The following is a 13,956-nucleotide window of genomic DNA, read 5'->3' on the forward strand; positions in this document are numbered from 1 at the left end:
ACTTTGACAAAAACAGTGGCTCGCGTTGGGCAACGTCGTCTGTTTGGACTTTCATCAGAAATTGCTTATAATGCGATGCTGTCTCTATTTCCAGCGATTCTTGCTGTCATTACCGCGATCGGTTTATTTGAAGAATCTCTGCAATCTACCTTTAAGGAATTAGCAAATCAATTGAGTCAAGTCGCACCAGATGAGGCGATGGTACTAATTCGAGATTTCTCCAAACAAATTACTCAAACGAGAAATACGGGTTTGTTTTCGATTAGTTTTATCGTAGCAATTTGGGCTGCTTCTGGGGCTTTAAGCGCAGCAATGACGGCACTCGATCGCATTCATGAAATTCCTCTAGAACAAATGCGTCCTTTTTGGAAAGCAAAACTCATCTCTTTAGGATTGACAATTGGGACAATTTTACTATTAGTTGTAGCTTCTTTTTTAGTATTTATTAGCGACTGGCTGTTAGATTTTTTTGTCTTGAAAAGTCAAAATCGGTTATGGTTCTTATTAGTTATTTGGCAGTTTTTAAGCTGGCCCATTGCCCTGGCGATCGTAGCGGCTGCTTTTGGTTTTGTCTACCGTTATGGACCGAGCATTTGGAACCCTGGAATGCCGCTGATGCCAGGAGCCGTATTAGCTGCTGTTTCTTGGGCATTGGTTTCTGCTGGTTTCCGACTTTACGTAGCTAATTTTGGTAATTACAATCAAGCTTACGGCGCAATTGGAGCAGTCATTGTTTTAATGCTCTGGCTCTACATGAGCGGGCTAGTATTATTAGTAGGAGATCAACTCAACGTAACGGTAGGAGAACAAATGCGATCGCGTTCCCAGGTTGCTAAAAGATCGGCTTCAGTTCAGAATTAGATCGGAATTACATTTTAACAGTACTACCAATTTCTTATAACTGACTACTTTGTAGAGACATTACACGTAACGTCTCTACACTGATAACTGATAACTGTTACTTCAGAAATTGACGTAACTTTGGTATAAGTGGATTGCTCCGATCGGACGATACCGGTTGCAGCCGCGTCACTTTGAGACGAAAGTTACCAACTCCAGTTTCCCCAAATGCTCGCACGCGAACGATATATCTTCCCGTTTTAGCAATTCGCGTGAACAATAGAGCATTGTTACTGCCATCGGGACCATCATCGTTTTCTGCTACTGTAGAACCGTCTTCGGCAAGTAGCGTCAAGATTGCGTCAAAACTCTCAGAGGCAAGATCGATCGCCACACTTTCACCCTCTTTAAATTCCATCACGTAATCGCGGGCAAATCCTCCCTGACCCGTGGGAATATCTTTTTCTGATAAAGTATCGTCGATCTGGTTACTGGTAGGCAAGGCAATAGGATTATAAAGCTTGCACTGGCTGCATTGGGCAGCAACAACGGCGCTCATTCCCACGGCGATCGCCACACAGGTAGCAGGGATGAGTACTTGGCTTACTCTAACTACAACAGCCTTTAGGATCATGCAGCGCCAGATTCCAGCAGAACAGCTAAACCCGACTATTATAGTTGCCCTCTAGAATCTTGTGAAGAGTCAGTTATCAGTGACTAGTAGCTAGTGGCTGGTGACTAGTCATTGTGACTTGTGACTTGTCCCCACACTATTAGTTACAACAGCCACTCTGAAGCCCGTTCGCCCAAATCGAGCGGAATGCTGACAGCTTTACCCAATCGAGGACGATCGCGAGTTTGAGTAATATATGTCCGTACCTGTCCCACCCCGCCAAACTCGTTTAAGTAACTCGCGATCGAATCTAAATGGGCTTTGTACTCTGCCTCCGACAACGGAAACGAGGCTTGTTCGAGATATTTCCACATCACCTGTAGAAAAATCTTGCCCTGAGTGCGCCGCAATTGCACATCATAAGAGCGCCCCCACTTGTTCAGCAACAGCTGGCGTAAATCTTCTCCAGTCATAAGTCTTAAAATGTATTGCCTATATTGCTGTCGCCTTCACATTTCGTTACAGGGTAAAGCTACGCTACTCAGGTATGATACCAATATAAAGAAATGTAATGTTTGCTCTCATCAAGGCTGGCAACATCCTTGGCAGAGGAATTCTATCATGTTTGTGGATGACAGGGCAGTCTTCGGAACAGTTACTAGTTTTATAGCGATCGATCGCCAAAAGTTTCAGAGGGGAATTTAGAATTTGCCTCAAACGTACTACGCTTAGGATTGTGGAAAAATCTGACTCCCACTGAGAAAAACCTAAAAACTGATAACTGGTCGCTGGTCGCTGGTCACTGTGAAGAGGGTTGTAAACAAAGGTAAAAGCGCAAAAGAAAAGTTATGGCTCAGATTTCTGAATCAATGGATGTCCCAGGAATGGGGCGACGGCAATTCATGAACTTATTGACTTTTGGGACAATCACAGGTACGGCGCTAGGAGCATTGTACCCAGTAGTCAAATACTTTATTCCGCCTGCTGCTGGTGGTGCAGGTGGAGGTGTAACGGCAAAAGACGAACTCGGTAATGACGTGAGCGTGAGTCAGTTTACTGCCAACCGTAATTCAGGCGATCGCTCGTTGGTTCAAGGACTAAAGGGCGACCCCACCTACTTGATTGTAGAAAGCAAAGGCGCGGTCGGCGAATATGGCTTAAATGCCGTGTGTACCCACTTGGGCTGTGTCGTGCCTTGGAACGCAGCAGAAAACAAGTTTAAGTGTCCTTGTCACGGCTCCCAATACGATAATACGGGTAAAGTCGTGCGCGGTCCCGCTCCCCTATCGCTGGGACTGGTTCACACCGCAGTCCAAGATGACAAAGTCGTGTTAACGCCTTGGACGGAAACCGATTTTCGCACTGGGGAAGATCCTTGGTGGGCTTAGAGCTGCCGCGATTTGTAGCGTATGAGTCTTGATGATTAGGGAGTCGGGAGTCGGGAGTCGGGAAATTTTGACTTTTGACTTTTGACTTTTGACTTTTCCCTTTACCCCTTACTCCTAGTTTTAAATAGTTGTCTGCCGATGAAAAGAGTTTCGATCCGAGCAAGATGGTCTTGCAGTGCTAGAGCGATCGCCAAGATGGTGCTGGTGGCGATCGCTACAGTAGCCTTTTTCTTCTCTAGCGATTTTGCCCTGCCACAAGCGGCTGCTGCCTATCCTTTCTGGGCGCAGCAATCTTATCCTGAAAGCCCTAGAGAAGCAACCGGACGTATTGTCTGTGCTAACTGCCACCTAGCGGCAAAACCAACAGAAGTGGAAATACCGCAATCGGTATTGCCCGATAGCGTGTTTGAGGCAGTCGTAAAAATTCCCTACGACACTAACGTTCAACAAGTTGTTGCCGATGGCTCTAAAGGTGGGCTTCAGGTTGGTGCGGTTTTGATGTTACCAGAAGGCTTCAAAATTGCTCCTCCCGAACGCATCTCTGAGGAAATGAAGGAGAAAGTTGGCGATCTTTATTTCCAACCCTACAGCGAAGACCAAGAAAATGTGGTCATCGTCGGACCCCTTCCTGGCGAACAATATCAAGAAATTGTCTTCCCAGTCCTTTCGCCCGACCCAGCTAAAGACAAGAGCGTTCATTTTGGTAAATACCCCGTTCACGTCGGTGGTAACAGAGGACGCGGTCAAGTCTACCCCACTGGTGAAAAGAGCAATAACGCTGCTTATACTGCTTCTGCTGCTGGCACAATTTCCAAAATTGCCAAAGTGGAAGATGAATTTGGTAATGCTAAATACGAAGTTAGCATCCAGACTGAATCTGGAGAGACAAAAGTTGACACCGTTCCGGCTGGACCTGCTTTTATCGTTTCTGAAGGGCAAACAGTTGCAGCTGGTGATGCTTTGACCGATAACCCCAATGTAGGTGGCTTCGGTCAAGATGACGGAGAAATCGTGCTACAAAGTTCTACCAGAGTACAGTGGTTGTTGGCATTCTTGGCAGCAATTATGTTGTGTCAAGTTCTACTAGTACTGAAGAAAAAGCAGGTAGAAAAAGTCCAAGCAGCTGAAATGAATTTCTAGGTGAAGGTATCATCCGGTAGAGCCGGAATTACTCTTGTGTAGGACAGGCATTTTGCTTGTTTTCTATAACTGAAACTGATAAGACAGGCATCATGTCTGTCTTTTTTTTGTGACCACAGATATACAGATTGCGATCGCAACATTATAGCAATTCGCGATTGCGTGCGTCACATTTGTAGGGGCGCACAGCCGTGCGCCCCTACAGATCGTCTGTTTTACCAATTGAAAATCACTATTAGATCGGCTAGAAGACTGTAATTTTTTTGCAAAATATAGCAATCCTAAATCATTCATGAACAATAGATGATTTAGTAGATTTAATAGGGTAGGCAATGCCCACTTACGCTTGAAATTCGCTTGAAGAAAACTTTAATAAAAGTTAAATATTTGTCACATAAATATTTTCACTACACTCAAAACTTATAATGCTCTACTATTCTCATTTTGGTGAAAAGTAGTTGACAATTGACTGAACGAGTTTGAGAATTTTGAAACAGTATGCCTAGAAATCCAAGCGAATATGCGGTACACATTTTAATGGAAGGCGGACACCGAGAAGAAATTCGGTTTACCGACGTGCAAGATTTCCAGAAGTGGTTTGGTAACGAGCTGTCACCGAAAGCCTCTTCTAATGACTTTATCAGCGTCCCGATTAAAAACATTCAGGGTGAGTACATGGTGGTGCGTCCATCGCGCATCTTGGCAATTCGAGTAGAACCGATGTTTAGTTCTAGTGTAGAAAGATTTTAGTCAGAGGCATGAGAAAGAAGATAGCTTCAATTGCCCTTGGTGTGGGGGTTACAATTCTTGCTACTAGCGTGTCACCCGTTGCCCGCGCCGTACCGCGCCTGTTGAGCGTGACGCAGCAAAAAAATGTCGAATGCTGTCAGCCAGAACTCTTGGGATTAGACGAGCAAATTTGGGGTGAAAAGGGGCAAGCAGGAGACTGGCGATCGCTACTACGATCGATCGACCATAGTTTGAAGTATATTCAATCGCCAGCAGCGGCGAGGGCATATCGCAAGTATCCAGTTAAAGGGATTACCCGCGATCGCGTTTGGCGCAGTTTAGTGCGCTTTCGGCAATTGGTCGTGAAATCTCGTACTCCCGCCGAACTACAAGCCGCAGTCAGGCGCGAATTTGATTTCTATCAATCTTCTGGGCGTAATGGCAGAGGAGAAGTCTTATTTACGGCATACTACGAACCGATATATTTAGCTAGTCGCGTCCCTACCGCAGAATTCCGCTACCCCCTTTATCGTCTACCTCCTAACTTTGACAAATTGCAACATTTAACTCGGTGGCAATTAGAAGGTAAAGATGGTTTGTCAGGATCGAAAAATCGGCTGCGAGGGCTAGAAATTGTCTGGCTGCGCGATCGCTTAGAAGCACTGTTAGTCCAAATTCAAGGATCTGCCCGTTTGCTGCTTCCAGATGGCAAGATGATGACTCTCGGTTACGCTGGCAAAACAGCCCATCCCTACGTCAGTCTTGGTAAGGAACTTGCAAAAGACGGCAAATTGCCTTTAAGCGGTTTAACCTTACCCGTAATGATCGATTATTTCCGCAGGCATCCAGAGGAATTGAATAACTACATTCCCCGCGTGCGAGGTTTCGTCTTCTTTCGCGAAACTCACGGCGCACCTGCAACTGGTAGTCTTGGAGTACCAGTGACAGCAGAACGTTCGATCGCAACGGATAAATCTCTGATGCCCCCTGGTGCATTGGCGCTAATGCAAACCGCACTGCCCTTTGCTAGCAATTTCGGTCAGTTAGAGTATCGAAACGTCAGCCGCTACGTATTAGATCAAGACACTGGTAGCGCCATCAAAGGAGCAGGTAGGGTAGATTATTTCATGGGTACGGGGCAACATGCAGGCGATCGCGCTGGCGTGACGGGTAGTCGGGGACACCTCTACTATTTGTTGTTGAAACAGTGAGTGGGAAGAGGGCGATCGTAATTTTATGGATCTTCAAGCGATCGCTCGCTAAGCCGGATCTCGCCTTGCCTGAAATTCGTCTTTCTCGCGATCGTTCCAGCCACCCCATTTGAGACAAGTATCGCCAGCAACTTTATCTTTAACAAGCAGAGTATGTTCGTGCAGTTGGTTACATGCTATTTTAAGTAACTGTTCGACCTTAAGCTCTCGATCCCACAACCGCAAAGTGTTGTCCTGACTACCACTGACAATGTACCTACCATTGGAACTGAAAGCGACTGAGAATATTGTATTCTCATGTCCTTGAAGAATGCTCGTGAGTTGCCCTTGCAAATCCCATAAGCGTAAGGTGTTGTCCCGACTACCACTGACAATCGACTTGCTATCGGGACTAAAAGCAACTGAGAAAACAGAATCCGTATGTCCGACAAACGGTTTACCAATCGGTTGCCCTTGCAAATTCCACAAGCGTAGGGTGTTGTCATCACTACCACTGACAATCAACTTACCATCGGGACTAAAGGCGACTGACCAGACAGAATTTGTATGTCCGATAAACGGTTTGCCGATTGCTTTTCCTTGCAGATTCCACAAGCGCACGCTGTTGTCGTCACTGCCACTGGCAATAAACTTGCCGTCAGGACTAAAGGCGACTGACAAAACATAATTTGTATGTCCGACAAACGGTTTGCCAATCGCTTTTCCTTGTAAATTCCACAAACGTAGGGTGTTATCACCACTACCACTGACAATCAACTTACCATCAGGACTAAAGCCGACTGAGTTGACATAATTTGTATGTCCGACAAACGGTTTGCCGATGGGTTGTCCTTGCAAATTCCACAAACGTAGGGTGTTGTCATTACTACCACTAGCAATGTGCCTGCCATCAGGACTAAAGGCAACTGACCAGACAGAATTTGTGTGTCCGACAAACGGTTTGCCGATGGGTTGTCCTTGCAAATTCCACAAGCGCACGCTGTTGTCACCACTACTGCTAGCAATAGATTTACCATCGGGACTAAAGCCGACTGACCAGACAGAATTGGTATGTGCGACAAAAGATTTGCCGATCGGTTGTCCTTGCAGATACCATAAACGCACGCTGTTGTCGTCGCTGCCACTGACAATCGACTTGCCGTCGGGACTAAAGGCAACTGAGTAGACACGCTGTGTATGCCCGACAAGTGGTTTGCCAATTGGTTGTCCTTGTAAATTCCATAAGCGCACGCTGTTGTCATCGCTACCACTGACAATCGACTTACCGTCGGGACTAAAGGCAACTGACAAAACATAATTTGTATGTCCGACAAACGGTTTGCCGATGGGTTTTCCTTGCAAATTCCACAAGCGCAGGGTATTGTCACCACTGCCACTAACAATAGATTTACCATCGGGACTAAAGCCGACTGACTGGACAAAATTTCTATGTCCGACAAACGGTTTGCCGATGGGTTTTCCTTGCAAATTCCATAAGCGCACGCTGTTGTCACCACTGCCACTAACAATAGATTTACCATCGGGACTAAAGCCGACTGAGTAGACAAAACCCTTATGCCCTTCAAACGGTTTGCCGATCGCTTTTCCTTGCAGATCCCATAAGCGCACGCTGCTGTCACCACTACCACTGACAATCGACTTGCCGTCGGGACTAAAGCCGACTGAGTAGACAAAACCCGTATGTCCTTCAAACGGTTTGCCAATTGGTTGTCCTTGCAGATCCCATAAGCGCACGCTGCTGTCCCTACTACCACTGACAATCGACTTGCCATCGGGACTAAAAGCGACCGACTGGACAGAATCTGTATGTCCGACAAAAGGTTTGCCGATCGCTTTTCCTTTACGATCCCATAATTGTAAATTCCCGTCTGAGCTACCTGTAACAATTGTCGCGCCATCGGGACTAATAGCAGTAGCCCAACCCGAACTTAACCGATTTCGTTCTCTGATGTCGGTTTGGACAACTTGCAATAAACTAGATTCAACGGCAGCTGTTACTCTGTTCAGCTCTGATAAACTTTGACCAGTAGCTTGAATGGCGAGAACTAATCGCTCTACAGGCTTTGTCGTTAGTAAATTATCTATTGTGGTAACTTTTTCACCTAATTCGGCATTGGTTGCCTGCCTCTTAGCATTCTGCCAAAAAACCATACTACTTCCTGCGGCAACTACAGCTAATACAGATACAACTCCCAAACCAACTGCCCTACTCCGAAGCTTTTTATTGTTCTTAGCTTGTTCTTCTGCACGTTCTTCTGCTTGTTGACGTGCCTCTTTTTGGAATTGTGCTAGTTGTCGTGCTGTTTCTAATTCTCGCCGTCTGCTTTCTTTCTCTTGTTGATGTAGGCGATCGCGCAGTTTTTGACTCTCTTCAATATACTCCTCTGCTATCCCATCCAACATCCCTAATGAACTATATTTTTCTAAATACTCTTCTGCCCACCCTAATCTCGTTTCTTGAAGTAAGTATTCTGGTTTACGTTCATTTTCCTGCCATTCCTGTGCAGAGGCTTCAATTCTGCGTTCGATCGCGATCGCATTTTGATATTCTCTTTTCCACTCATTTAACTGCGTCCAGTGGCGGAGCAAAGCTTCATGGACAACATCTAAAATCACATCATGGGATTCATCATCATCCATTTTTGTAATTAACCGTGCATCTTTATCGGCTAACTTCTCGCTAACTTGTTGTAGCAGTTCGAGGGAATGATGGGAATTAGCCATCTCGTGTAAACGCGCGCGCCGCCGTGTATCCGTGGTTTCTCCCATCTGAGTCAATTCTAGAAAAATTCGCCGCGCCACAGTTTTTTCTTCAGCTAAGAGACTGTTGTAGATTTCATCTGCACGTTTTTGTAACGTTCCCTCAATCCCACCTAAACCCTCATAAGTTTTTAGATAAAGAAACTTTTCTCCTTTCTGTCTCGACTCGCGCCATAATTCTGTCAGGGTATATTGCAGCAGGGGCAAACTTCCAGGGTAATCCTCAACATCGTCAATCAGTTTGCGTTTTAACTCTCCTTCTATGCCTACTCCTACCAAATCGGCAGGTTTAGTAATAGCTGCTTCAATTTCCTGAGAGTTCAAATGTTCAACAATGAAATGTTTATCAATCTTTTCTGCTACTTGAGGATATTCTCGCAGTCTTGCTCGAAAATCCGATCGCATCCCAATTAAAATACAAATTGTATCTACACTATCAATTAATTCTCTCAAATATTTAAAGAATTCTTTCTGTTTGCTTTCATCGCACATGGTAAAGCATTCTTCAAATTGATCGATAATCAAGACGGTAGGTGTGTTTAGGACTTTTAACTTCTCCACCGTCTGATGAAAAATATTTACCGTTGCATTTTGAGACAAGGAAAGGTCGGGAAACGAGCGCGAAAAAGCAGCCAATAAACTTTTAAGAGGAGTTTCTTTAGGGGTAAATGGAGTAATATATATCCAGCGATCGCTCCCTGGAATTTCCTGTCCTAGCTTCAATCCATAGAGTAATCCAGCCCGGAGTAAAGATGATTTTCCACTACCAGAAGCTCCTAATACAGTGATTAAGCGCTGTTTATTTCCTAGCTTTTGAATTAACTGCTTTGTCAATGCTTCCCGTCCGTAAAAGACCTCTGCATCTTCTTTATTCTCGCTAAAATACGACAGGGAACGATAAGGACATTTATCCTGAAAGCTTTTTTTAGGTAATCCAGTCGTTAGCAGAATTGCTCGTTGAGAATTAGCAATTAAGGGACGCTGACTTGTTTGCGCCATGCGCTTTTCGATAGAATCTGCTAATTTGTGGCTATTTACAATCCCATCTGGATCGTTTTCGGGATTCAATCCTTCAAGTAATGCTTGTGTCAACAATCCCTGTTCGTGAGGAATTTCTACTCCAGTTTCATAGGAACGAGTGGCAGTAATTAAACAGTAATCTTTGTCTGTGGGAATATATCCGATCAATTCACCGCTATAGCAGCAATCTAGCCAAACAATGACTCGCTTAACTTGACTTTTTTGCAATTGTTTTCCCAACCAACTTAGGGATATACCATAGATGTTTCTTTCAGGTAATGCATCACTGGTAGCTAAAAAAACTTCTTTCTTCCCATTAACAGTTTGCTCCCACCCATGTCCTGAAAAGAAAAATAACGCTGTTTCTGGAATTGGATTTGGGTGAGGAGGATTGAAAAGATTGGCGATCGCGTCTCGCAACTCTTTCATGTTTACCATCCCTTGAGGATCGATTTTACTCTCTCCCTTCTGATTTGAGATTCCTGGTAAACGCTGAACGCGAAAGGTACTATAACCGTATTGTTCTAATTGTTGAGCAATTTTTTCTGCATCTTCTGCTGTTGCTGTTAGAGGCGATAGAGTAGTGTAATTTGGATAGTCTTTAATCCCAATGACTTGAGCTGCCCATTCTAATGCCATTTTCCTACCCTAATAACGCTGAGGATTTTTAGATTGAACTGCAGGCAATCCACAGATTAGAGTTATTCTTCAGCATCTGCTTTCATTTTTACGGAAAAGCTATCTATAAATACTACGATTTTAGATTAAAAATTATTAAAGTTTGTCGCAAGCGTGAATCGTATAATTTTTTACTTTAATTTATTTCAGAAAAGTGGTATCATAAGTTTTTTATTTCTTGCATTTTTTATCTTCATTCTAGTTACGTTAAATCGAGAACTTAACATTGAGTATATTATTAACTGTAGCTCAGCGTGTAAATACTGAGCTTAGTAGAAATAGTTAGTAACAAGTAGAAATTTTAATTCCACTTACCAATCGTGGAGTAGGCATCTTGCTAGCTTAAAAACAACTTTCATAGTTAAAAAATATACAATACCAAAGCTACGAAATGCTTTAATCAATTTTCTTAATATTTCTTAACAAGCTGGCTTCAGTAATTGCGTAGCTTTCATACGTTTATACTAAGCAGTAGTGATTTTGAGGTCGAAACTTATGAATATAAAAGTTGACAACACTATGATGGCTTTTCTCCTAGCGTTCCAAGACTTAAAAACTTCCCTAAACGAACTAGAAAAACAGCAACTCAAGGAAGTTGCTAAGCAATTAAACACTCAACCGAAAGCTTGGGAAAACTATACTAAAAACCTTTTGTTAGAAATAATTACTACTAATCCTAGCTTAAATCGTTTGTATCAAGATTATAAAACTCGTTTGGAGAATGTAGAAGAAATTCCACAAGACTTACTTCCTACCGAAGCTGAAACTAATAAGCTAATTGTTCGCGATTCTGTTATGACTAAAGGCTATAAACCCAAATCCGAAGCTAGCGGCTACGAAAACCAACTCAATAATGTTGTCATCGTTGTTGGCAGTTCTGAAACCCCAGAGGAAACAGTTAAAAAAGTAACTTTTTTGGAGAAAGTAAAGGAATTTTTACTTTGAGCTATCCAATTAAACGATTTTAGATTCTGACTAGCTTATGAGCAACTTAATCTATCCTACTCTCGATCTATTTCTATATGCCTTAAAAAGTCCTCTTAACGCAACTCAGCAAGAAATCAACAAGAATCAAGAAAACTTTTTGTCTCAACTACCAGATGGTATTCAAATCGAGGAAGATGATAGTGAAACTGAGTATTCAAACCTTACTAAACCCGTTCGAGTTGATTTCAAGACAAACGATGATTTAGAAGGATATTACTATCCTGTTAGATTGAACGATACTTATGGCTTGCAAATTGATTGTTCTGTTAAAAATCAAACCGATCCTCAACCAGCTAAATGTTTTAAAAATCTCAAAACTGAAATTGAAAGCAAACTAAATCGAGAACTAGCAATAATTGGACAAACCTGGATACTTTCTGGTTGTCTACCAAAAGATTCATTTCAAAATCCTGAAGATATTGCCCAAGATTGTTATTACGCTTTGTTTGAAGACAGCGATCGCCTACAAAAAGGTAAAGGCACTTTTCTAGGTGGCAATATCTTTGAATTTTGGCGATCGCGGAATCTAACTCGAAATGAAAGTAGCGATCGCCATATTATAATTGCTATTTATCCTAATCAAGAAAGCGCCGAAAAAGCTGCAAACTTTTATACAGATTGGATGGGGTTATTTTGTTATCGCAATAAAATCATCTGGGCTTATTGGCAAAGTCGTCTAGTCAAAGAATCTTTGATTCATCATTATAAAAAGATTGAAGAGAATCGAAAAATCATTGATAGAGATAACTATTGGCACAATAAGCAAAGTTTTACTACTTCTCGACAGATTATAAACAATATTAACGATATTCTTCAACAGTATACTGTTGACTTACTAAAACTTTCTTTTCAAAAACAAGTCATTGAGATTAATTTATCCGACTATCAAACTCGCTTGACTTTTATTAAAGAAAAGGCAGGCAAAGACAATCAATTAGATTTATTTGAAGATTTGATCGATCTAGCTAATCGAAAATACTTACTGCAAATTACTAAAGATATCGAAAACATGCAACTCGGCTTGCAACTTTTAAAAGATACAATTAACGCTATCCGCAGTCATATAGAAGTCGAAAAAGCCGCGCGCGATCGCAACTTTCAAGAGCTTGTCGCTGTTGTAGGTGCTGGTGTAGCCACAGTATCTCTACTAAAAGAGCCTGTAAAAGATTGCAAGGATATTTTTAGTAAAACTGACATCTGCAATTACCCTTTCAGTTTCAGTCTTGCAATTGGTGTCCTCGTTGGTTTTGGATTTTGGTTGCTGAGAAAACGATTGCTATAGTAGAAAACTCTGGAGTATGTGAGGTATTGCCTTGAGTAGGCTTCTATAGCTGATAAAACTTGAAAAACCCCTGAAAATATTGAGTTTCAAAGGTTTTAGCCAAAAAGCGGGCAGCGAGAATCGAACTCGCATCAATAGCTTGGAAGGCTATGGAAAAGGTTGAATTTACAAGGGTTTCAGTCATCGAGCGAAAATTTTACCCCAACCCTACCCCAAAATACTTTTTTAGATGCAGTGAACCAGAGAAGGTGCTCATCAAGTCTTACAAATCAGGGCAAAGATGGAAAGTCAAGAATGGAAGCAGCAATGGCAAGCAACAGTGCTATCTGCCCTGGAGCAGCAGGTTAGAATTGGCAAGATAATACTCTTTTGTTACGCTTCCTTTCAAGTTCAGATCGCCAAACCTGTAAAGCCAGAGGCGTTAGTGGGGGCGATCGCTAATCCGATCGGCTGGCATTGGAAGCAGGTATCGCACTGTCTAAAGAGTGCTTGTATCATAGTAAATTGAGCAAGCAATTCTCAGAAGTCAAAATTTTTATCTGCTGAAGTTCTTTTTTACTGCTGTCTTGGGGTGAGAATCTTGAGAAACTGTATAAGTCATGAAAGTCAGCGGGTAGGAGGAAGCTAAGATATAATCCATGAGCGACGAGAACTTTAGAGGATATATTCAACTGATTCATCAGCAAATAGCAGTTCTGCACAATTATATGATGCAGTTATCTTCCCCGCTACAAAAAAAGGTGACTGAAGCTCTAGAGGAGATTGCTGCTGCTCTGGAAAATCTCCAACTGGATATCGAGGAGATGCAGACGAGTTTGGAAGCATCAGCCGTCGTTGAGGAGGAGCTTTTCGGGCAAAATCAACAAGCGATGCAAGAGCGTCAGTATTATTACGATTTGTTTCAATTCAGCCCAGATGCTTATTTGGTGACCGATAGCAATGGAGTCATCCTAAAAGCTAATCGGGCGATCGCTACACTACTACATGTGCCACAAAACTATCTGGTTGGTAAACCACTCGCTGTTTATATTGCACAAAGCGATCGCATGAGCTTTCGCGCTCTTCTCAACCAGCTTCCTTTTGTCAGTGACGTGCAAAATTGGGAGATAAACCTATGCCCAAGAGGCGGTAACTCATTTGCAGCGCTTTTGAAAGTGGCGCAATGCCTCGATGATGCTGGTGCGATCGAGGCATTGCGAATTGGCGTGCATGACATTAGCGAGTACAAGCAGGTTGTTACTCAACCCGCCTTTGCACTTAACCGCGAAGATATCCCAGCCCAAGTAACTACTCCCCTCACCGTACTGC

General features: G+C 43.0%; 12 protein-coding genes and 1 tRNA gene. 9 read left to right on the plus strand and 4 right to left on the minus strand.

Features of this window, described 5'->3' with window-relative positions; all coding sequences use genetic code 11:
- Nucleotides 1-861, plus strand: an 861-nt coding sequence (locus C7Y66_RS26745) for a YihY/virulence factor BrkB family protein (RefSeq protein WP_106547925.1), incomplete at its 5' end; no start/stop codon positions are given.
- 97 nt (nucleotides 862-958) lie between these two features.
- Here the strand turns inward: C7Y66_RS26745 and C7Y66_RS26750 are convergent.
- Both C7Y66_RS26750 and C7Y66_RS26755 read right to left on the minus strand, forming a co-directional pair.
- Complete coding sequence (locus tag C7Y66_RS26750; RefSeq protein ID WP_106547926.1) at nucleotides 959-1,474, minus strand: PPC domain-containing protein; 516 nt, start codon at nucleotides 1,472-1,474, stop codon at nucleotides 959-961.
- A gap of 143 nt (nucleotides 1,475-1,617) precedes the next feature.
- Nucleotides 1,618-1,926 carry a DUF3067 family protein gene (locus C7Y66_RS26755; RefSeq protein WP_015154093.1) on the minus strand — a complete coding sequence of 103 codons (309 nt, stop codon included), beginning with the start codon at nucleotides 1,924-1,926 and terminating at the stop codon, nucleotides 1,618-1,620.
- A gap of 375 nt (nucleotides 1,927-2,301) precedes the next feature.
- Here C7Y66_RS26755 and petC point away from each other — a divergent pair, with 375 nt between their 5' ends.
- The 4 genes from petC (at nucleotide 2,302) to C7Y66_RS26775 (ending at nucleotide 5,921) form a co-directional block, all read left to right on the plus strand.
- Complete coding sequence (gene petC / locus C7Y66_RS26760; RefSeq protein WP_106547927.1) at nucleotides 2,302-2,841, plus strand: cytochrome b6-f complex iron-sulfur subunit; 540 nt, start codon at nucleotides 2,302-2,304, stop codon at nucleotides 2,839-2,841.
- Between the two features lie 138 nt (nucleotides 2,842-2,979).
- On the plus strand, nucleotides 2,980-3,981 hold the full coding sequence (gene petA / locus C7Y66_RS26765) for a cytochrome f (RefSeq protein ID WP_015154091.1): 1,002 nt from the start codon (nucleotides 2,980-2,982) through the stop codon (nucleotides 3,979-3,981).
- 498 nt (nucleotides 3,982-4,479) lie between these two features.
- Nucleotides 4,480-4,731, plus strand: a complete 252-nt coding sequence (locus tag C7Y66_RS26770) for a hypothetical protein (protein WP_039714266.1) — start codon at nucleotides 4,480-4,482, stop codon at nucleotides 4,729-4,731.
- Nucleotides 4,732-4,739: 8 nt separating this feature from the next.
- The gene (locus C7Y66_RS26775) at nucleotides 4,740-5,921 is read left to right on the plus strand and encodes a murein transglycosylase A (protein WP_106547928.1); all 1,182 of its coding nucleotides are present in this window, start codon (nucleotides 4,740-4,742) and stop codon (nucleotides 5,919-5,921) included.
- A gap of 48 nt (nucleotides 5,922-5,969) precedes the next feature.
- On the opposite strand, the gene C7Y66_RS26780 is transcribed toward C7Y66_RS26775, so the two are convergent.
- Complete coding sequence (locus C7Y66_RS26780; RefSeq protein WP_106547929.1) at nucleotides 5,970-10,340, minus strand: caspase family protein; 4,371 nt, start codon at nucleotides 10,338-10,340, stop codon at nucleotides 5,970-5,972.
- 534 nt (nucleotides 10,341-10,874) lie between these two features.
- On the opposite strand from C7Y66_RS26780, the gene C7Y66_RS26785 reads away from it, so the two are divergent.
- Together C7Y66_RS26785 and C7Y66_RS26790 are read left to right on the plus strand one after the other, a co-directional pair.
- Complete coding sequence (locus C7Y66_RS26785) at nucleotides 10,875-11,324, plus strand: hypothetical protein (RefSeq protein WP_106547930.1); 450 nt, start codon at nucleotides 10,875-10,877, stop codon at nucleotides 11,322-11,324.
- A 37-nt stretch (nucleotides 11,325-11,361) separates the two neighbouring features.
- Nucleotides 11,362-12,648, plus strand: a complete 1,287-nt coding sequence (locus tag C7Y66_RS26790; protein ID WP_106547931.1) for a hypothetical protein — start codon at nucleotides 11,362-11,364, stop codon at nucleotides 12,646-12,648.
- A gap of 105 nt (nucleotides 12,649-12,753) precedes the next feature.
- Here C7Y66_RS26790 and C7Y66_RS31415 read toward each other — a convergent pair.
- Nucleotides 12,754-12,861 (minus strand) — tRNA-Gly (locus tag C7Y66_RS31415).
- 67 nt (nucleotides 12,862-12,928) lie between these two features.
- On the opposite strand from C7Y66_RS31415, the gene C7Y66_RS26795 reads away from it, so the two are divergent.
- Both C7Y66_RS26795 and C7Y66_RS26800 read left to right on the plus strand, forming a co-directional pair.
- The gene (locus tag C7Y66_RS26795; protein WP_106547932.1) at nucleotides 12,929-13,156 is read left to right on the plus strand and encodes a hypothetical protein; all 228 of its coding nucleotides are present in this window, start codon (nucleotides 12,929-12,931) and stop codon (nucleotides 13,154-13,156) included.
- Between the two features lie 130 nt (nucleotides 13,157-13,286).
- Nucleotides 13,287-13,956, plus strand: a 670-nt coding sequence (locus tag C7Y66_RS26800; protein WP_146149889.1) for a PAS domain S-box protein, incomplete at its 3' end; no start/stop codon positions are given.

This window comes from Chroococcidiopsis sp. CCALA 051, from assembly GCF_003015105.1.
GTDB classification, from domain to species: domain Bacteria; phylum Cyanobacteriota; class Cyanobacteriia; order Cyanobacteriales; family Chroococcidiopsidaceae; genus Chroococcidiopsis; species Chroococcidiopsis thermalis.